General features: G+C 46.7%; 14 protein-coding genes and 1 tRNA gene. 11 read left to right on the forward strand and 4 right to left on the reverse strand.

Going from position 1 to position 20,484, the window contains the following annotated elements:
* Positions 1–5 precede the first annotated feature (5 nt).
* The 8 genes from AC2T0J_RS16175 to AC2T0J_RS16210 all read left to right on the forward strand — a co-directional run bounded on the left by AC2T0J_RS16175 (position 6) and on the right by AC2T0J_RS16210 (position 7,673).
* Complete coding sequence (locus AC2T0J_RS16175) at positions 6–317, forward strand: STAS domain-containing protein (protein ID WP_489806805.1); 312 nt, start codon at positions 6–8, stop codon at positions 315–317.
* Positions 314–2,425, forward strand: a complete 2,112-nt coding sequence (locus tag AC2T0J_RS16180; protein WP_489806806.1) for a chemotaxis protein CheA — start codon at positions 314–316, stop codon at positions 2,423–2,425. The genes AC2T0J_RS16175 and AC2T0J_RS16180 overlap by 4 nt, the downstream gene beginning before the upstream one ends.
* Positions 2,422–4,470: a HAMP domain-containing methyl-accepting chemotaxis protein gene (locus AC2T0J_RS16185; protein ID WP_489806807.1), complete on the forward strand. Its 2,049-nt coding sequence runs from the start codon at positions 2,422–2,424 to the stop codon at positions 4,468–4,470. The genes AC2T0J_RS16180 and AC2T0J_RS16185 overlap by 4 nt, the downstream gene beginning before the upstream one ends.
* Before the next feature lie 11 nt (positions 4,471–4,481).
* Positions 4,482–5,060: a chemotaxis protein CheW gene (locus AC2T0J_RS16190; RefSeq protein WP_489806808.1), complete on the forward strand. Its 579-nt coding sequence runs from the start codon at positions 4,482–4,484 to the stop codon at positions 5,058–5,060.
* A gap of 12 nt (positions 5,061–5,072) precedes the next feature.
* Positions 5,073–5,906: a CheR family methyltransferase gene (locus tag AC2T0J_RS16195; RefSeq protein ID WP_489806809.1), complete on the forward strand. Its 834-nt coding sequence runs from the start codon at positions 5,073–5,075 to the stop codon at positions 5,904–5,906.
* Positions 5,903–6,964, forward strand: coding sequence for a protein-glutamate methylesterase/protein-glutamine glutaminase (locus tag AC2T0J_RS16200; protein WP_489806810.1), 1,062 nt, complete (start codon positions 5,903–5,905; stop codon positions 6,962–6,964). Before AC2T0J_RS16195 ends, AC2T0J_RS16200 begins: the two co-directional genes overlap by 4 nt.
* Complete coding sequence (locus AC2T0J_RS16205; RefSeq protein WP_489806811.1) at positions 6,964–7,491, forward strand: chemotaxis protein CheD; 528 nt, start codon at positions 6,964–6,966, stop codon at positions 7,489–7,491. Before AC2T0J_RS16200 ends, AC2T0J_RS16205 begins: the two co-directional genes overlap by 1 nt.
* Before the next feature lie 105 nt (positions 7,492–7,596).
* A tRNA-Pro gene (locus AC2T0J_RS16210) sits at positions 7,597–7,673 on the forward strand.
* A 429-nt stretch (positions 7,674–8,102) separates the two neighbouring features.
* Here the strand turns inward: AC2T0J_RS16210 and AC2T0J_RS16215 are convergent.
* The gene (locus tag AC2T0J_RS16215; protein WP_489806812.1) at positions 8,103–8,723 is read right to left on the reverse strand and encodes a helix-turn-helix domain-containing protein; all 621 of its coding nucleotides are present in this window, start codon (positions 8,721–8,723) and stop codon (positions 8,103–8,105) included.
* 432 nt (positions 8,724–9,155) lie between these two features.
* Here AC2T0J_RS16215 and proA point away from each other — a divergent pair, with 432 nt between their 5' ends.
* From proA to AC2T0J_RS16230, 3 genes are all read left to right on the forward strand, one after another.
* Positions 9,156–15,020 (forward strand): anti-phage protein ProA, encoded by a 5,865-nt coding sequence (gene proA / locus AC2T0J_RS16220; protein ID WP_489806813.1) that lies wholly within the window; start codon positions 9,156–9,158, stop codon positions 15,018–15,020.
* 223 nt (positions 15,021–15,243) lie between these two features.
* Complete coding sequence (locus AC2T0J_RS16225; RefSeq protein WP_489806814.1) at positions 15,244–15,780, forward strand: GIY-YIG nuclease family protein; 537 nt, start codon at positions 15,244–15,246, stop codon at positions 15,778–15,780.
* Positions 15,781–15,819: 39 nt separating this feature from the next.
* Positions 15,820–16,542 carry a hypothetical protein gene (locus tag AC2T0J_RS16230; protein ID WP_489806815.1) on the forward strand — a complete coding sequence of 241 codons (723 nt, stop codon included), beginning with the start codon at positions 15,820–15,822 and terminating at the stop codon, positions 16,540–16,542.
* 313 nt (positions 16,543–16,855) lie between these two features.
* Here AC2T0J_RS16230 and AC2T0J_RS16235 read toward each other — a convergent pair whose 3' ends face one another.
* From AC2T0J_RS16235 to AC2T0J_RS16245, 3 genes are all read right to left on the reverse strand, one after another.
* Positions 16,856–17,251 (reverse strand): hypothetical protein, encoded by a 396-nt coding sequence (locus tag AC2T0J_RS16235; RefSeq protein ID WP_489806816.1) that lies wholly within the window; start codon positions 17,249–17,251, stop codon positions 16,856–16,858.
* A gap of 70 nt (positions 17,252–17,321) precedes the next feature.
* Positions 17,322–18,167 (reverse strand): HDOD domain-containing protein, encoded by an 846-nt coding sequence (locus tag AC2T0J_RS16240; protein ID WP_489806817.1) that lies wholly within the window; start codon positions 18,165–18,167, stop codon positions 17,322–17,324.
* Positions 18,168–18,499: 332 nt separating this feature from the next.
* On the reverse strand, positions 18,500–20,395 hold the full coding sequence (locus tag AC2T0J_RS16245; RefSeq protein WP_489806818.1) for an aminotransferase class I/II-fold pyridoxal phosphate-dependent enzyme: 1,896 nt from the start codon (positions 20,393–20,395) through the stop codon (positions 18,500–18,502).
* Positions 20,396–20,484: the final 89 nt, after the last annotated feature.

A 20,484-nucleotide genomic window follows, 5' to 3' on the forward strand; every position in this document is an offset into this window, starting at 1 on the left:
TGCTTATGCCACTTGAGTTTAAAGGCGAACCCGTAGATACCATTGTGCTGCCGGAGTCAGTCACCATTTTTGAGGTGAAAGCTATTCATGAAGCACTACTGAGTGTTGACACTGGCAGACCTGTAACACTGAATTTGCAGAAAACCTCGGAAATTGATGCCGCCGGTGTGCAGTTACTGTTGGCCTTTGTGTACCACCATGGAAATACAGCGAATCCTGTGCACCTTACAAATGTGACTGATGAACTACAAGCCACGTTAACGCTGCTGGGAGCCGAATTAAACAATACCACTGCAAACACCGGGGAAGCATTGTGATTGCGCCGTTGGAAACATTTCAGATCGAGGCCAGGGAACATCTGGTAAATCTGGAAGCAGCCCTGCTTGAACTGGAAGAACAGCCGGAGGAAAGTGAAGCCATCGATACCGCCTTTCGCGCTATTCATACCATTAAAGGCGCCGCTGGTATGTTTGGCTTTCAGCAGCTTACTGATTTTGCCCACCACCTCGAAACGGCGCTGGATAAACTCCGCCAGGGTAAGCTGGATGTTAGCAAAACGTTTATCGAAATCTTCTTAGATGCCGGTGATCTGATGGCTGAGATGCTGGAAGATACCGAATTCAGTGCGGGGCAAACTATTAGTAGCGAAAAGTTGCTGGAGCGGCTTTACCAGATCGCGCCCGAAGACGACCCTCGAAAAAGCCTTATTCAGGCACCTGACGTACAGGCCGAACCGGCTGAGGAGGAAGCCATTTACCGGGTTCGTTTCAGGCCCGATCCGGACAGCTTCAAGAATGGCTTTGATGCAATACCAGTGCTACGCGAATTAACCAGCTTAGGCACATCCGAGGTGATCTGTAAGCACGAAAACCTGCCCGCATTTAATGAACTGGAGCCCCAGGTAAGTTATCTGAGCTGGGAGTTATTGCTGGTGACCAGGGCGTCGAAAGATACCTTGCTGGATGCTTTTATGTTCGTCGCGGATGAGTGGCAGGTTCAGGTTGATGAGATTGATATTCACGATACAGATGAAGACGCCGACAAGCTGGGCGAGTTGCTGGTGGCCCGGGGCAATGTAGCGAAACAAGCACTGGATGAAGCGCTGGACGAGAAACCGGCAATTGGTGCGCTGCTCAAAGAGCACGGCGTAGTGCAGGAGGAAGAGGTTAAAGCCGCTCTTAAGGAGCAGCAACTCACCCGTCAGGTGAAAGCCAAAAAACAGGCAGGTAAGTCGCAGGCAACAGTGCGTGTACCGGCTGAAAAGCTTGATTCTCTGATGAACCTGGTGGGTGAATTGGTGATTGTTCAGGCCCGGTTAAATCAGGTATCAGATTCAGTGAATAATGATGCTATTGAGGGGATTGCCGAAGAACTGGAGTTGCTTACCACGCAAATGCGGGATGAAACCTTTGGTATTCGCATGATGCCCATCGGCAGTACCTTTGGCCGTTTTCGCCGCTTAGTTCGCGACCTCTCTTCAGAGTTAGGTAAATCTATCCAACTGGACACTCAGGGCGCGGATACCGAGTTGGATAAAGTGGTGCTGGACAAACTCGCCGATCCGCTTATTCACCTTATTCGCAACAGTATCGATCACGGCATAGAGCCCACAGAAGACAGAGTGGCCCTGGGTAAAACGCCAACTGGTAATATCCTGCTGTCGGCCAGTCATGCCGACTCCCAGGTAGTGATCACCATAAAGGATGATGGCCGGGGATTAAATAAAGACAAAATCAAAGCCAAAGCGATAGAAAAGCAACTGATCACCAGCAAAGACCAGCTCACCGATGAGCAAATTCATCAGCTTATTTTTGAGCCGGGTTTTTCCACCGCGGCGAAAGTGTCTGACATTTCAGGACGTGGCGTGGGTATGGACGTGGTGAAGCGCTCAATTATGGAACTTGGCGGTAAGCTGTCCATCGATTCTGCTGTGGGCGAAGGCACCGTACTTACTATACGCTTACCCATGACGCTGGCAATCATTGAGGGGTTAATGGTAGCGGTAGGCACCGAATATTACGTATTACCGCTTAATAATGTAGAAGAATGCATCGAGCTGACTCAGGCCAATACGCATGCGAAAACCCGTCACCGCATTGTGGAACTGCGGGGCCAGCAAATCCCTTATCTCAGCTTAAGGGAGTGGTTTGAGGTCCCTGGTGATGAGCCGCCTATCCAGCAGGTGGTGATCACCCATTCAGGCAGCGAACGTTTTGGGTTTTGTGTCGATGAGGTCATCGGCCAGTACCAGACCGTGATTAAACGGTTAGGCAAACTTTACGAGGGGGTCAGTGGTTTCAGCGGTGCCACCATCTTGGGTGATGGCAGTGTCGCGATGATCCTCGACCCGGTAGCGCTGATAGACAGCGTGTCCGCAAACGAACCTGGTGAATATACTACTCAACCTATAAGGATGCAGTCATGAATCGCATCAGCTTAAAAGCCCTAATAATGTCAGCCTTTGTGATTTTACTGGTTGCTATGGCCACCACTAACTTTCTGGGTATTTCGGCGTTATCCGGCATGAACAGTCAGCTAAACAGCATAGTGGATGAGTCGGCAGAAAAAGTAAAAATTGCGGCTCGTATCCGACAGGACCTGCTGGCCATCAGCCGGGCCGAGAAAAATCTGATCCTGGCACAGACGCAGGCAGATATGGATCGCTACGCCACTTATATCGAGCAGACCGAGCAGCAAATGCAAAGTAAGCGCCAACAGTTACGGGATCTGGTTGATGTGACCGGTCAGCAGAAACTCGACGCTTTTGGTGAAGTATGGGCCAAGTATCAGCAACTCAGTCGCCAGGTACAGGATTTGGCACGGCTAAATTCTAACACTCGGGCTAAATCACTCAGTCAGGGAGAAGCCCGAAATGCCTTCGATCGGGCTCAACTCGCTATTAACAGTATGGTTCAGATGTTCGATGAGCAGATTACCAGTGCTAACACTATTGCAACGATAAAATCGTTGGCGACGAAACAAAATCTGGCGGCACAGATTAGCCGCAATCTGGTTGAAATCCAGCGCGGCGAGAAAAACATCATACTGGCTACCACACAGGACGAAATGGATGCTTTTGCTGATGCCATTGAAACTATTGAGGTGAATCTGACCGAGCAAATTCGTCAGCTCGCGTTACTGACCAGTAACACCGAGCAAAACGCACTCAATCGATTTCAACAGCAGTTTGAAACCTATTATGAACTGCATCGCCAGGTGCGCAGTTTAAGCCGTGAAAACGGTAATGCCAGAGCCTTCGCCATGTCTGCCACTGATGGGCGTGCCTTGCTGGATGAAGCAGAAGGCTTACTGGCTGACATTGTGAATGTAAACGATGCGGCGCTGGAAGCGGATAAAGGCCTCAGCGATGCCACCTATGCATCGGCAAGAACGCAGTTGATTGTGGCATTGGTTATATCGTTAGTGGTCGCAGTAGCCATTGCGCTGACGGTTATTAAGCGGGTGAATGTGGTGAGTAAAATTACCCAGCAAATTGGCGATGGCGACCTCACTGCTAATTTTGACAATAACACGCCCGACTCCGACATTTACGGCGTGCTGAGGAACATGAATGCAAACCTGAAATCCATTGTAGGTGAGGTAATTGAAGCCTCTTCTAACGTTGCTGCAGGCAGCACGCAATCCAGCGCAACCGGCCAGCAGATAGCGCAGGGTGCCACCGAACAGGCCGCTTCACTGGAAGAAATTTCGTCTTCCATGGAAGAAATGGCGTCGAACATCGCACATTCTGCGGATAATGCCCAGCAAACAGAGCAAATTGCCCGTAAAGCGTCAACCGATGCAGAGCAAACCGGCGTCGCCGTAAATGAAGCCGTAGAAGCCATGAAAGACATTGCCGATAAAATTGGCATCATTGAAGAAATCTCCCGCCAAACTAATCTGTTGGCACTGAATGCTGCTATTGAAGCCGCTCGGGCCGGTGAGCATGGCAAAGGCTTTACGGTGGTGGCGGCAGAAGTACGTAAACTGGCCGAACGCAGCCAGAAAGCAGCCGCTGAGATCGTTACCCGGGCCAAAGGTAGTTTAGAAGTGTCAGAGCAGGCCGGCACTATGCTGTCGCAACTGGTGCCTGACATTCAGCGTACTTCCGATTTAGTTCAGGAAATCAGTGCGTCATCTCGTGAACAGGACGCTGGTGCAAGCGAAATCAATAAGGCCCTGCAACAGCTTGACCAAACTGTTCAGCAATCTGCGGCTGCAGCAGAAGAGATGGCTTCCACCAGTGAAGAACTCTCGGCGCAGGCTGATCAACTGAACGCCACCATTTTGTATTTTAAGCTGGATAAGCACAGTGGGGCTCGCAATGCTGGTAGCACCTCTGGTGGCGGCAACAGTAATCCGCCCTCACGCGCCAAACGACAAAGTAATGTGGCCAAAATGCCGGAGGCGACAAGTAGTGGAGTGGATATTGATTTAAGCGATGATAAAACCGAGTTTGTACGCTACTAACAGAGGTGATTATGAGTGAGCAAACCATAGCGCAGAGTGAGGTAGCCCATGATGAAGAACTGTCATCGCACATCAGTATACAGGTACTGACTTTCTTACTTGATGACGAAGTGTATGGTGTGGATATCAGGCAAATTCAGGAGGTACTTGAGTACCGTAAAGTCACCCGTGTACCCCGAAGTCAGCCATTTTTGCTGGGGGTTATCAATTTACGCGGCAAGGTAGTACCAGTACTGGATTTGCGACGGTTATTCGATATGAGCCTGGCCGATATCACGGTAAACACCTGCATTGTGATCATCGACATACTACTGGACGGCGAAAAAGTCTCCATAGGCGTGTTAACCGATGCGGTGCGGGAAGTTGTTGAATTACCTGTAACCGAAATCAGTGCGCCGCCACGTATTGGCAGTCGGGTGAACAACCGGTTTATCAGTGGCATGGGCAAGCACGAAGGTGACTTTATCGTGATCCTCGACGTCCAGAAAGTGATGGCTGATGAGGAGTTTAATGCCATGCTGGATGTGGTGAGTGATGAAGCGCTGGTAGCCGAAGAGACGGATAGCAGTGATAACCCTAATAATGAGTAAGCGGTAGCGGCCATGCTGTACGACAAACTGCGGGAACCTGATCGTAAAAAGGTGGCTGAATTTGTTCAGGGAACGGCGGGGATCCAGTTACCGGTATCGAAAGTATCGCTGATGGAAACCCGCTTAAGAAAGCGTCAGAAAGCGCTTGGGTTTGACTCTTTGCACGCCTACATCAGCTACACCCTGGAATCACAGGAGGGTGAGAGTGAAAAGCTTAATTTACTGGATGCGTTAACTACCAATAAAACCGACTTTTACCGCGAGCCTGAACACTTTACTTTTTTACGCGAATTTTTGTTGCGTAATCAACACCGGCTGCAGCAACCGGTTAGGATCTGGAGCGCCGGGTGTTCAGCCGGCCATGAGCCTTACACCCTGGCCATGGAAATGCTTGAACTGCAACGACAATGGCAAAACCTGCGCTTTGAAATTTGGGCAACGGATATCTCGGTAACCTGTTTGAAGCAGGCTAAGCGTGGGGTTTACCCCCATGATGTCATTACTCCGGTGCCGATGGCACTGCGCAAAAAATACTTGCTCAGAGCCCGTAATAAACATGATAACCGTGTGCGTATGGCACCTGAGGTTGAGCGCCATATCAGCTTTGCTTTTTTTAATCTGCTCGATGATGACTTTGGTTCGTTACGACAGCGCTTTGATGTAATTTTTTGCCGTAATGTAATGATTTATTTTTGCGACAACGACCGCCAGTACCTTACCGACAGGTTTCACTGCGCCCTTAAACCTGGTGGGGTGCTGTGCATCGGACATTCAGAAGCCTTATTAGATGCAAATGCACGGTTTAATAAATGCCAACCCACTATCTATCAGAGTTGCACACAATGAGTAAGATAAAAGTACTAATTGTTGATGACTCTGCGTTAGTCAGACAAGCCCTGAAAGAAGTGATCAGTTCTGATCCACAACTCGAAGTGATCGCTACCGCCGCCGATCCGTTCTCGGCGGTCGAGAAAATGAAACAACAACGGCCTGACGTGATCACCCTTGATGTCGAAATGCCACGCATGGATGGAGTAACGTTTCTGCATAAAATCATGGAGCAGCACCCGGTGCCGGTAGTTATCTGCTCTTCGCTGGTAGGCGATGGCACACAAACTCACATTAAGGCGCTGGAAGCCGGGGCGGTGGATATTATTGTTAAGCCGACGCTGGGTACCCGAAAATTCCTTGAAGAGTCTAAGGTGAGAATTTGCGATGCGGTAAAAGGCGCAGCCAGAGCGCGACTTAAAAAGCTTAGTAAGCAGGCGGCTTCACCGACTAAAAAGCTCAACGCCGATGCGGTGATTGCCCCGCAATACTCATCGTCCATGGTGGAAACCACCGATAAAGTGATTGTTATTGGTGCTTCCACAGGCGGTACTGAAGCGATCAGAGTAGTACTGCAGACGATGCCGCTAGGCTGCCCGGGTATTGTTATTGTTCAGCACATGCCAGAAGGCTTCACGCGCTCATTTGCCAAACGCTTAAACGGCCTGTGCAGCATAGAAGTCAAGGAAGCCCAAAACGGCGATGCCGTGCTGCGGGGGCAGGCTCTGATTGCTCCCGGGAATAAACATACGTTATTAAAACGCAGTGGCGCACGCTATTACGTGGAAGTGAAAGATGGCCCGCTGGTTTCCCGGCATCGGCCATCGGTTGACGTACTGTTTCGCTCAACAGCCAAATATGCTGGCAATAATGCGATTGCTACCATTTTAACCGGCATGGGTGATGACGGTGCCAATGGCATGGTTGAAATGAAAGAGGCGGGCGCCTGGACCTGTGCCCAAGACGAGGAAACCTGTGTGGTATATGGCATGCCCAAAGAAGCCTACGAGCGCGGCGGCACCGACTTGTTATTGCCGCTTAATCATATCGGCGCGCGATTATTACGGGCGGTGTAATGCCACCAGACAAAAAAGTCCATTTGCATGCCGGTGATTACTGCTTTGGCGAAGCAAACCTTGAGCTGCATACATTGCTCGGCTCCTGCGTATCAGTGACTCTCTGGCATCCAAAGCTTCGAATCGGCGGCATGTGCCACTTTGCGTTACCGGCCAGGGAAAATGAAATTGATGACAAGCTAAACCCTCGGTACGGCAGTGACTGCTTTGGATTATTCAAACGTTCAGCAGCCCGTTACCAGATTTCATTAAGCGAGTTTGAAGCCAAGATCTTCGGCGGAGGCAACATTCTGAAAAATGCGCCCCCCAACGCTTTTTCATCGGTGCAGAAAACCCCGGTCGGTGATAAAAACGTGCAGGTGGCGTTTGAGTTTCTGCTTGCCAACAAAATTGATATGAAAGTGGCTCATGTAGGCGAGTCGGGCTATCGAAAAATCATTTTCGATGTTGCCTCTGGTGATGTATGGGTGAAATTTACTCCTGTCGAAATAGTCGGCAATCAGGACAGCTTAACCGGTAAAACGTAATCAATAACGCCCTTAACTGTTGAGTATTAAAGCAGTTAACCACAGATATCGTAATATAGCATTGCATTCGATAAAAAAATGAGTACACTTAGCGGCTCTTTCGGTCGGTGTGTAGCGCAGCCTGGTAGCGCACTGTCATGGGGTGTCAGGGGTCGGAGGTTCAAATCCTCTCACACCGACCAATCTCTCCTATTTTTCAATGACTTACCCTAATCATTGATTGCTCTTGAAAAGAGCGTCCCAAAACTGTCCCATAATTGTCACAATATACAGTAGTTGTTAGTCTCACGATTCACATCATTGTTTTCTTGGTTCAACATTCAATCCACTAGGTTTATTTTGCAGGTATTCGAGATGTATGCAGGTCTGAAGTAGCAAAGTTCTCCTGATACGAAACTAGTTATCTCTGAGGTTTACCAACTGAGGACTTAACTATGACTAAGAAGACAAATAACACTGATCTGCAAATCACGTTTATACATCAATTCAAACGCAGTACACGTACCGAGTGGCCTGACAAATTCCGTGTTTGCTGGTATTTCAATCCAGAAACTCTGGACTATATCTACGAACATAAGAATGAAATGTTTGTCACTAACGGATTTGTTATCTCAGACGGCCTCGCAAATCTGTAGATATTTTGAAAGGATACCCTCTCGGAGCTTGCCGTTACCCTTATTCTTTGCATTCGATGTCTCCATCTCAATGGCGACAGTGCATCCTGTGTCAGCATCTACAACTAATCCATCGACCAATCGCGGATCGTTGCCCCGATTTTCAAGTAGTATCGCGAGGTCTTTCTCTGATGCGAATCCGGTAATCTGTTGACGTTTCGCTAAATCCAAAATCACTATTTGTACCGAAAGGTCATGTATCAGATTTCGCTCATTGATTCTGCTCGAATCAGAACGAAGGTGTAGCTCTCTATTCAACAGAAACTCAGCTTCTCTGATGCCTTGTGATGTGAGTAAAATAAACCCCTTATCACTGTTCGCAAAAGAACTGTGCAAAGTAATTAGCTGCTTTTTCTTCATGCGATTTACGAGTTTGTTCACTGCCTCTCGACTAAGTCCCAGGTGGCGCTGTAATACGCTCTTAGTGGAAACTCGAAAAGCCCCGAGAATTGCCAGAACGGCATTTTCTATTTGCATACCCAAAGTGCCTGGATCTGAAGCTCCCGCTACAATGATATGCGTCAGTGATTTTTCAATTGCTCTTTCAACGTAGTTCATATTGTCTCCTGTTTTTTTACGTCGAAAGTAAATAGATTCACACGAGGATAAATCGGCAGGGTGGGGCACAATGCTATGCATTATGCCCGAGCTTCGCTTAGCTAATGTATTTTCTAGCCAGAAAACACAAACAACTTCGTTGTAGTAAACCTTCTGCACAGCAGAGCTGACGCGACTCGTCGCTGCTCTGCTACGTGAGCACCTGTGTTTCACACAGCACTCACTGCGCAATCGTTATTGAGCGTTGCTCAAGCTGTTTTTCAAACTCTGTTAGAGTTTGTGTTTTGAGCTTTTTCGAAGAAAAGCATGATAGGTTTGCCAACATTTTCGGTAGGTGGTTATTAATTCAAATTGGACTTTCGTAGAATGAGCGGGTAAAAATGAACATATATCCCTCTTTCTGAAAGGGAGTTGTTCGAAGGGAGTCGAAAAATGAAAGATGCATGTATCGAAATTCCGGTTGTTGGAAATGTTGAGTTAGCAGTTGATATAACGTCCACCTTTTCACTCGCTGCTCAGCAAAATGCTTATCCCGTTTTAAAATCTATCCGTATCAGCTATCCCAAGGATGAAGAGCGAGAGCTTTCTTCGTACAGCTCTTTGGTGCTTAAGCTGGCTGGTATTGAAGGATGGATGAATGAAGAAACCTGGCTGATTGATCGATTGGAGCCAGGCCAATCTATAAGCATTAAGGTAAAAGAGCTTCGTTTTCCTTTCGACAAACTTTTCGGGATAACTGAACAGATTACGCATGTTCTTTCATTTTCCCTACTTGATGACAAACAAAATGTACTAGCAGAGCAACACCCTAAACTGGATGTACTGCCAGCAAATTTCTGGGGTGGAGAAGAAAGACAGCCTGCGTTATTAGCCGCTTTCGTAAAGCCAAACGGTGTCTACGTCGAATCTCTCGTCAGGCAGTGTGCACTGGCGTTAGAGAAGGGGGGCTATGGGCGAGTCGTGGATGGGTATCAATCGAATACACGAGAAAAGCCGTACCTGATGCTTGCCGCGCTATGGAATGTCATCTTTAAAGAGAAGCTGGCATATGTCAGTCCCCCGCTGGGCTTTGCAAAAACTGGACAAAGGATTAGGTTGGCCTCTGATATAAGCAATTCTCGGACGGCTGCCTGTCTCGATTCCTCATTGTTGTTTGCGAGCTGTATTGAAGCGATGGGATTAAATTCTGTTGTTGCTGTTACAAAAGGGCATGCGTTTGTTGGTGCCTGGTTAATCGATGAAAAACTGCCGATTCTCACAAACGACGATCCACAGGATATTCGAAAGCGTGTCGATAACAGGGATTTGGTCTTATTTGAAACAACGCTAATTACTAATGACACCCCTGTCACGTTTGAACAGGCCAGAGACCATGCGCGAGAACTACTTGCCGAAGAAAACGAGTCAGAGTTTGTCATGGTCATCGATATTGCTCAGGCTAGGGCACAGTCTATAAAGCCTTTATCAACAGTTGAAGAAGCCAAGGAAGAAAGAACATCAGAAGGAAGTCCTGAAGAGCTTGTTCTGCCAGTCATTCCGCCTTTGCCTCCCGTCAGAAAAGACGAGCAAGTGGTTGAGGAAACGCCCGAGACAAGAATTGATACATGGTCTAGGAAACTGCTAGATCTGACAAAGAAAAATAGCCTTCTGAACTTTAGTGACAGAGCCGTCGCTATCAAGCTTTACTGTCCAGATATTGCTGAGATGGAAGACATGCTCGCCGACGGCACGAAATTCAAATTCCTCTCTGCGCAAGAAAGTCCTCACTTTGATCCAAGTCGTGACAGTGAAATGTTTAGGCTTCAAACAGGTTCTGATGTACACCGCGATTATGCACTCAATCAAATTCAGAATAAGGTTTTGATTGCGAATCAGCCAGCCAAAAAGCTGGAAAAAAACTCCGTGGAGTTGTTCAGACGAGCGAAAAACGATCTCGAAGAGGGCGGCTCAAACACTCTGTTTTTAGCCTTAGGGTTCCTAAAGTGGAAAGAAAATCCTGAAGATTCGAGAAGCTACAAAGCGCCGCTTTTGCTGATCCCTGTAAAACTCACTCGCCGCAGTGCACGTGCTCCTGTTTACGTGGAACAGTTACAGGAAGAAGATCCTATTTTCAATCTCACGCTAATTGAGTTTCTGCAATCTGAGCACGACATAAATCTTAGCGAGTTCAAAGATGAATTACCTGAAGATGATAGTGGTGTGGATGTGCCATTTGTCTGGCAGAGAGTGCGGGACGCTGTTAAAGAGCAAGCCGGATTTGAACTTGTCGAAGAGCTGGTACTAGGCTCATTTTCATTCGCGAAATATTTGATGTGGAGAGATCTGCGTGATCGACTTGATGACCTGAAAGAAAATCCTTTTGTTCAACATTTAGTCGATAACCCAAGAGAACCGTATCCACAGGAAAGTAACTTTGTTAACAGAGAAGAGATAGACGAGAAGTTAGATCCCGCCGAAATATATACGCCGCTTAACTGTGACAGCTCGCAGCTTGTGGCTGTCGATGCCTCTGCTAAAGCTCAAGATTTTGTACTTGAAGGCCCTCCAGGTACAGGGAAGTCTGAAACTATTGCAAATATCATCGCGCATAATATTGGCAAGGGGCGAAAGGTACTTTTCGTCGCTGAGAAAATGGCAGCACTGAATGTTGTCTATCGGCGTCTTCAAAAAGTGGGTTTAGATCACCTTTGTCTTGAACTGCACAGTAACAAAGCGAATAAAAGAGGCGTATTGGAGCAACTCAACAGTGCCTGGCAGAAGCGAGAAGGACTTAACTCACGAACCTGGGACGCAACAGTATCTGAGCTGAAACAAAAGAAAGAACAGTTAAACAACTATGTCAGAGCACTGCACCGTAAATCCGATTTTGGGGTATCTGCACGGGATGCAATATCGACGGTTGCACTGAACAATGACTCATTGAAAGTAAAACTCGGCTGGCCGCAAGATGTCGCTGGGGCACCCATAAAGTCTGAAAGCGAGCTGTATTCGACACAAGAGTTGGTTGAACAGTTGGCTCTGGCTTTTTCGGATGTGCGCGACCTTAATATAGCTGCATTCAGGTTTGTTACCGCCACTGAATGGTCTAACGTTTGGCAATCGAAACTTCTGATGTCAATTGATGACTGGCAGCAGAAATTAAAGGCTACAGAAAAGAGCCTGGTCGAACTGCTTCCTCTGTTTTCTCTGGAGAGTATAGATCAAACTATTGCAAACCTTATAGCGCTGAAAAATGTTAATTACTTAGCAGAGTTGGCTCTTCAGCAAAACATTGCATTCGCCGTCGATAGTGGGGCTAAAGAGCGTGTCGAACTAATTCATGAGTTGGCAAGTTTAAAAGCGCAGTTTGATAGCTCGCTTGGTGAAATATCCCACGGTGTTACCAGCGAAAATGTATCTAAAGTGCCTGTTCAACAGTGGAAGCAATTAGCACAAGAAGCTGAATCGGGTTGGTTGAAGGCTTTTTTCAATAAGCGGAAGATCAACAATGAAGCAGCCTCTCTGGGCATCGAAAAGATAACTGACTTATCTATCATCGAAAAGATTGACCTTTGCCAGAAGCAAAAGTCAGATATTGAAAGCAAGCTTTCGCAGGTTGAAAAATATTCCATCTGGGAAGGATGGGCAACTACCTCTGAATCTCTTCTGGAAAAGGCAGAAGTGGGCAGCGAAATCAGACGAAATATTTCAGAACTTGTGGCTCTAACTGACGATCCAACTGAGATACTGATCCCTGTTAAAAAATGGTTTGTGGATGGTAGGGAGTTTTTAGAAGAGTCAAAAGTCTTTGCCACCGCTAATGTTTATTCAAGGGCCCTTGATGCTTTTCTAAGTGCGAACGCCTCCCTTGGTGAGATGGGGGTGTCCGTAGGCGGCAATGAGTCGCTTCAGGCTGTTTCACATAGCCTAGGGGATATAAACGCAAATGCGAATAAGTTAAAAAATTGGTGTGAATGGCAATCAGCTAAAGAACGGGCGTTATCGGTTAATCTTGAGGTTCTGTGTTCAGCGCTTGAAAACGGCTCAGTTAATAATGAAGAGCTGGGTCAACAATTCAGAAGCGCATTCTGCTATTGGCTTGCTCCGTTGCTAATTGACGCCGACCATGAGCTTCGTCAATTCAAAGCATCTACACACGAGCAAACGATAGAGACATTTAAAAAGCTTGATGAACGTGTGGCTCAAATTACCAGTGACTATATTGTAGCGCTGGCATCCGAGAGCAAGCCTGTTAAGGACGCAAAAGATAATCCAAAAGAGTTTGGTGTTCTCGCGAAAGAGCTTCAGAAGAAAACACGCCACATTCCCATCAGAGCCTTAATCAATCAGCTCGGTGACTCACTATTGGATCTATGCCCATGTTTGATGATGTCGCCATTGTCTGTCGCGCAGTTCCTGCCTTCTGATTTTAAAGGCTTCGATTTGGTTGTCTTTGATGAGGCTTCACAAATGACGACATGGGATTCTGTTGGTGCTATCGCCAGGGGCAAGAATGTGATCATTGTTGGAGACCCTAAGCAGATGCCTCCGACTAATTTCTTCTCTGCGGGGGGTAATTCAGACGATCCTGACGAAGAGGATTTGGAATCAATACTTGATCAGGCGTTGGCAGCAAGGTTACCGCTCAAGCGTCTAATGGGTCATTACCGAAGCAAGCATGAAACATTGATAGCCTTTTCAAATAGCAAATATTACGAGAATTCGCTGATGACGTATCCATCATCAGAAACCAAAGAATCAGCAGTTTCTCTTCACCGTGTTAACGGCATTTATGCGAAGGGTAAGGGCAGAAATAACACCGTCGAAGCCAAAGCCGTCGTTGAAGAAATTGTTCGCAGACTGCTGGATAAGCATGAGCGCAACAAATCTATAGGTGTGGTAACTCTGAATACTGACCAGCAACGCACCATTGAGGATTTGCTGGACGATGCAAGACGGCAGCACCCTTCTATAGAGAAATATTTCCAGGACGGTCAAAACAGAGATCCTGTATTTGTAAAAAATCTTGAGTCAGTGCAGGGCGATGAGAGAGACGTGATTATGCTCAGCCTTGCATACGGGCCGACTGAACCTGAAGCGAAGACGATGAGCATGAACTTCGGGCCACTTAACAAGAGCGGTGGTGAACGCCGATTAAATGTTGCTATTACCCGAGCAACAACCGAGGTAGTCGTATTTTCAAGCTTTGATTCTTCGATGATAGATTTAAGTCGAACCAACTCTGTAGCGGTTGAGCACTTAAAACACTTCTTAGAGTTCGCTGAGAAAGGCCCAATCGCGCTTGCTGAAATTGCCTCTGCTGACCATGGTGTCGATCAGTTCGATAGTGACTTTGAAGAGGCGGTTGCACAGGCATTACGTTTGAAAGGTTGGAAAATACAGACCCAGGTAGGAGTGAGTAAATTCAGGGTTGATTTGGGAGTTCTGCATCCTGACAAGCCAGGAAAATATATCGCTGGCGTAGAGTGTGACGGCGCTACCTATCATGGTTCACCAGCCGCTAGAGATCGAGACAGAGTAAGGCAGATTGTTCTGGAAAGCCTTGGTTGGAATATAGTGAGGCTGTGGTCTACCGACTACTTTGTCGATCCAGAGTCAGCGGTAGACAAAGTTGATGTTAAGCTGCGAGAAATTCTTGAAGAGGAAAGAGAGCTAGCCACACTGCGAGAAGCAGAAGCAGAAGCAGAAGCAGAAGCAGAAGCAGAAGCAGAAGCAGAAGCAGAAGCAGAAGCAGAAGCAGAAGCAGAAACAAATGTGCTGGCTCAAAATACGAATGGTGAGGCTGTTGACGAGAGCCTTACTGAAGAAGGTGAAACCGAAGCTTTACAGGATACTACCTTAAATGCTGCCGATTACTTCAAACCTCAGTACAAAAAGCGACTCACTTCACTAGTCAAGGAAGTATTATCCGAGCGTCCTGGAATAACACTTCACTCATTGGCTTTGGAAATTGCCAACCTTCATGGCCTAACCAGGACTAGTAAAAAGCAGATCGAGTATCTACGTGAGATTGTCGAGCAATTCGCAGGATTTAATGAGAACGAGGGCTATTCTCCAACGCTGTGGCTGTCACCGGAAGACCGAGTTAATCTTATTGAGTGGCGGGGCGTGGATGTTTTTGGCTTTGATAGGAAATGGAGTGAGCTGGCATATGAAGAAGCGCTAGGCTTAGCCAAGTACGCGGTTGCGAAGAGTCCAGATTCTCCCGTTGATGTAATGTGTGATGAGTTGAAGTTGAAAAGACGTCATGAAACAACGCTAGCAAAATTTAGCCAGTGGATAAGTGAGATTAGATAGAAAGCGTTGCAGCACTAAAATGGCTACCAAGCTCGCAGGACATAAGCAGTTGTCACTAACATACAACCTGTACAGTAAGTACAAGAATAAGAGCGAACTCTGGCGGTACGTTGAGAAGATACATGAAGCAGATTGTCTTAAACCTATCTTAGCGCTGTAAGCCTTTACACAGGCCACTTGTACCCCATATTATTGATTGAATAGCGGGAAGCTAAGATTAGGCATGGCATCAGACCTGAAGAAACAAGCAGTACAGTATGGCTACACAACTACTGAAGGTTTGGTACTGACAGACGGTAAGCTAACGCCACGAGGTAAACTGTCAGTTAACCATGACTATGACGCAGAGGTTTGTGCGCTCAGCCAAGTTGACCAGTTACTTAACAGGTCAGGTGTGTATCGAATCTATACTGATGACGGTATTCCACTGAAGGTTGGCATAGCGACAAAGTTAAGAGCAAGGCTCAGGCAACACGCTAAGTCGTCCCAGAAGTACCTGAAGTTCAAGCACGAAGGTACAGACATACAACCAAGTGATGTTCGGTCAACGCGTTCCATCTTAGCCAAGCACCTGTACTTCGATAGTTCAATAGCACCAGCTTACGACCTGACTACTGAAGAAGGTAGGCAAAAGTTCTTACAGGATGACTGTTACCTGATGATTACCTACACGGACAGCAGGGAAACTGCGCGAGAACTTGAGAAGTTGTTTGAAGCTAAGAAGATATTTCGATATCAGGGTAAAGTCGTTAGGAGATAACCGCTGAGTGGTCCCAACTGCTAATTCATCGGGGGTAAGGTGGAAGATTTTGAGCAGATACAGGCTTATGATTCTGATGAGCAGAAAGCCTTATATATGACCTATTTCCGTGTACTCCAAGGAATACTGGTATCGTTGGAAGCGGTTGATGCAGTGAAGGAAATTAAAAAGCCTCAAGATACCAAAAGTAGTTCGTACATAAAGGCTGCTAAGGAGCTTCAAAGTTATTTCATTAATGCTGGAGCAATAAAGGAAGTCATTGATGCTCTGCCGCAGGTCTCAAGCTTCACGTTCTCTCGTGACCAACAATGCCGATATATCGTAGGCAAAGCCATAAGAAACAAGGTTGCTCATGAAGGGCTATGGACACCTACATTCAGGACAGCATATAGCTTAGCGAATAACTGGCAACCAACGATATGCGCTTTTGCTTATGAGGCAGATGAAGTGATTGAGGGCATCAGAAAGCTATACGCCAAAAGGACGTACGGCGCTACAGATAAAGAACAGCGTAAAGTTCAACGTGACAAGCAAAAGTTACTAGATGCAAAAAACTTCGTTCAATTGAAAGCCGATAAAGGATATTTGGACATCATTGCTTTCACTTCCGGACATTCCGACTCACTTTTTCCTACTTATATAGATCACATTGAGCAAGCTTATATGAAATGTAAAATGCAAGCCTTGTCAAACATGAGGAAAAACTTCGGCTTAACTACCATTGACGACCAGCTTTCCTTGCTGCAAACAAAATTCAAATAAGTTACCCTATTTTGCTACAAAAATCTGAGAGGCCAAATCGACAATGATGAAGCCCCATTTCCCCCCCGTACCCCCATACCGTCAGAAAAACTCATTGGCTGAACTCAGGCCATAAACTTTCCGCTCACTCACAGCACGTCAATCTGACGCCCTATAGCCACGGCTCAGAGTGTCCCCGACATATGCAACGAAAGTCAGAACGCATGACAATGACAACGAACAAACTATAAGAACACAACGTCATTGAATACGCTTCTGACTGTGCGCTTGTCTGGTCGCCAATGTTCACGAAAGCAAAACATAATGAACTTCTTTATCTACCGTTCATTAACATATCGTCCATATAGTCTTTAGACTTTACTGAACAACACGGAGTAGTGTCTTCGACAAAAGAACTGCCAAACTGATATCCAATCAGCGTGTCCTCGTTGTTAAAGTTAAAAGTCTGATAGCGGGATGCCACTTCATTAGGGTTAACTGCTTTAGCATTGCGATTATGATGAATATAGTTAAAGGCTGTACCCTGGTTGTGGGTGTTTGTGGTGGTCGGTTTTCCCAGCAGTCCGATGATATCCTGAGCGGTTGTTTCGCCAAGCACTAACTGAGGTTCTTCGAGCTTCTGGAAGTTTCTGCCAATTGTAGTGACACAGCCTGTCAGCAGCAAAAGAATAAAGAAGAGGCTGTAATGACGAAGTTTCAGAATGTCCATGTTCTGCTACATCAGGTCGTTAACGTTGCCTATCTCTATAGCACAGACTGCGTTAGCAGAGGCATTTTTATTAAAAGATATTAAACGCGCTTGGATTAAACAGCTGAATAACGCTGATAAGTTGCATGTTGGTTTCATCCAAGGCTTCTTCGGTGTCGTTTTCTGTGAGTTTCAATGCTGCCAGCAGTGCCGGACCTGCGGGCGGATAACCCACGTTTATATCAGCGTTAACGTTGTCCTGCGCCAACAGATATGCCTGCTTTACAATAAGTGCGTCTGTATCCAGTTGGGAAAGGTCTGTTTCCATCAACATAGAAATAGGCCGGTATATGCTTGAAGGCAAACCCCAATCCTTGATCAGTGCCGCAGAAAAGTCGCAGTAAGTAAACCCCATCAGCTCTTTTTGCAGAGAGAGCGAAGAGGTGTCTTTATCGGTATTCAGGCAACGCTTAGCCATGTCGGGGGCCACTTTAATCATGGCCAGTTCGCCAATGTTGTGCAATAAACCGCTGACAAAGAACCGCTCGGATTCTCTGATACGTTTTTTCTCTGCCAGGTGCCTGGCCAGCAAAGCGCAACTTACACTTTGTTCCCAGAAGCGGTCGATATCGATGATGGTGGTTTCAACCGTTTTCAGGGTGTGTGATACGCCGTAGGAAAGGGCTAAGTGGTATGTGGCACGAGTACCAATCACCTGTACGGCTTTAGTCACCGTTTCAATGGGCGACGTGAAATTATACAGCGCGCTGTTGGCAATTTTCAGTAACTGTGAAGTTAGCGAGGGGTCGAAGCTGATAATTTCTGCCACGTCGTCGAGGCTTGATGAATCATCTTCGATACAGGCTTTTAACCGAGTTACCGAGTCAGGTAATACAAAGACGGATTCCGCTTGTTGCACTAATTGCGCTAGGTTCATACTTCGTTTCACTTTTTGTTCATTACAGTAGTCAGTGATGCTTACTGCTTATCCGTCACTTCAAATAACTTAAATTTTAATCAAAATACATGTTTTCTGAAGCAATTAGTATGGGTTAAATACGACTTAGGAGTAATAAAAGATACTTAATCAGCTGTTAGCGACCAGTATTTTCTAAGCCCATCAATAAATATAGTTCATATTTGGCTGACTATTGGTGTAATCAGTATGAAAATAATGATTTTGTAGCGAATAACAGAATTATAGATTGTGCCAAACAGAGTGAGGGAGTAATGCGGTAGCCGGTTATACGCCCGGCTACCGAACAATTACTATTCTAATACGTAAATATCACCGTCAATCAGGCCCTGAATAGTGAGCTTCTGGCTCGCCAACGCATTAAGATAATTGATGTGTTCGGCTTCTATGGTTTGCCCCGGCACCAGCAACGGGATACCCGGTGGATAAGGGGTGATCAGCGCCGCAGCAATCCGGCCTACGCTGTCTTGCAGGGGGACCGTTTCCCGTTTACCAAAGAATGCATCGGAAGGCAGCATGGCCAGGCTAATGGGCGGGATCTTATTGGGCAGTTCTTTCTGGCGACTACTTTTACGTAAAGATACATGCCCGGCATCAAGCTTATTGAGCGCGTTATACAGGCGTACAATTTTAGAGCGCATCCCGCCAAAGGTCAGTAATACCAGTAGTGTACTATGCGTAAATTTCTCTATTTCCAGGCCGACTTCGTCCATCAGGAAGCGATGGATTTCCTGGTTGGAGTAGGAAAGCGCGGAGATATCAATCAGGATCTTAAGCGGATCGTGGCCAATATTATCGGCCTCAAAATGGCTGAACATCTGTCTGAAGTCGTCCTTCCCTAAAATACGAATGCGACTAAATTTAGCTGCCTGTTCCTTAAACTCTCGTACGTGATTAAGGAGGTTATTGATAACCTTAAAGCCTTCCATTTCGAGTTGCTTGCGACACACATCCAGTGAGGCAATCAGATGATATTGGGGGGATGTGCTGGTGTGAATGGCATAAATTTCTCTAAAGAAGTCTTTATCGAAGTCCGGATCGTTAATGTGAATGTATGAGGCCTGCGAAAACGCCGAAACCACTTTGTGAGCTGAATGGGTAACGTAATCTGCACCGGCATTAATAGCGGAGTATTCTCTATATTGCGGATGAAACAGCGAGTAGGCAAACCAGGCTTCATCAATAAATACCTTAATGTCGAACTGGTGGGCAAACTTCACAACCTGCTTTAAATCGGTAAGCAGGCCGTCGTATGTACAGCCAGTCAGTACAACGAGTTTGGCGTCTTTATTGTCGCTGATAAACGCTTTTAGCTGGCTGAGTGAGGGCGGTGCAAAAATACCGTATTTGGGATCCAGGATGCTGTCGAGGTACAGGGGCAGGGCGCGGGCCTGCACAATGCCATAATGTACCGACTTGTGGCAGTTTCGGTCTACAATTACCTTATCCCCTTCCCGAAGCAGTGTTTGAAGGATAATTTTATTGGAAGTGGAAGAGCCATTGGTCACAAAGTAAGAGTGGTTAACCTCAAAGGTATTGGCTACCAGGTTCTGCGCTTTGCCAATGGCGTTGGTACCGTCTGATAAAGAGCCCAGAGAATCCACACTCACCGACAGATCACTGATAAACATATTGCGGCCAAAGAACTTATAAAAATCGTTGATATAGCTTGAGCTTCTGAAGCTCGCACCTCCGCTATGCCCCGGCGTGTGCCAGGAATCGTTAGTTTCGACTGCGTATTTTTTATAAGCCGTCCAGAACGGGGTTTCGCTGCGATCGTCAAAGTCATTGATGATATACGCCAGGCATGACTCCGGATCCGAAGCGATGTCGTGCAGCGCAAAAAACGCTTCAATTTTGCTTGAGCGACTGACGATATCAAACCCTACCTCATCTTCGCCGGTAACATACACCGGCACTTCCAGGCGACGGGATTTAATTGCATCAATTATGGATGAGTCGCGAAGGGCGTCGCCCAGGGTTTCCCAGCTCAGTAACACCGCCTGAATGTCGCCATCACTGTCGAGTTCGGTTACCGCCGCTGACTCAGAGTTAACCGCCAGGAACTCTAATGACAAATCCTTGCGGTCGAGTACCGATACCACCGATTCCAGGTACTGCTGAGTGGTAATCAGTCGGGGGGTATTGTGATCGATAATCAACACTTTTAAACATGGCGTCGCTGTCACTGGGGATCCTTCTTCGATGATTGGTAACGGTTTTTTAAACCAGAGCGGTAATAATCTGGTGCAGTTGTTTGAGCGTAATATACGCTATT

Source organism: Alteromonas sp. ISO5 (assembly GCF_058105165.1).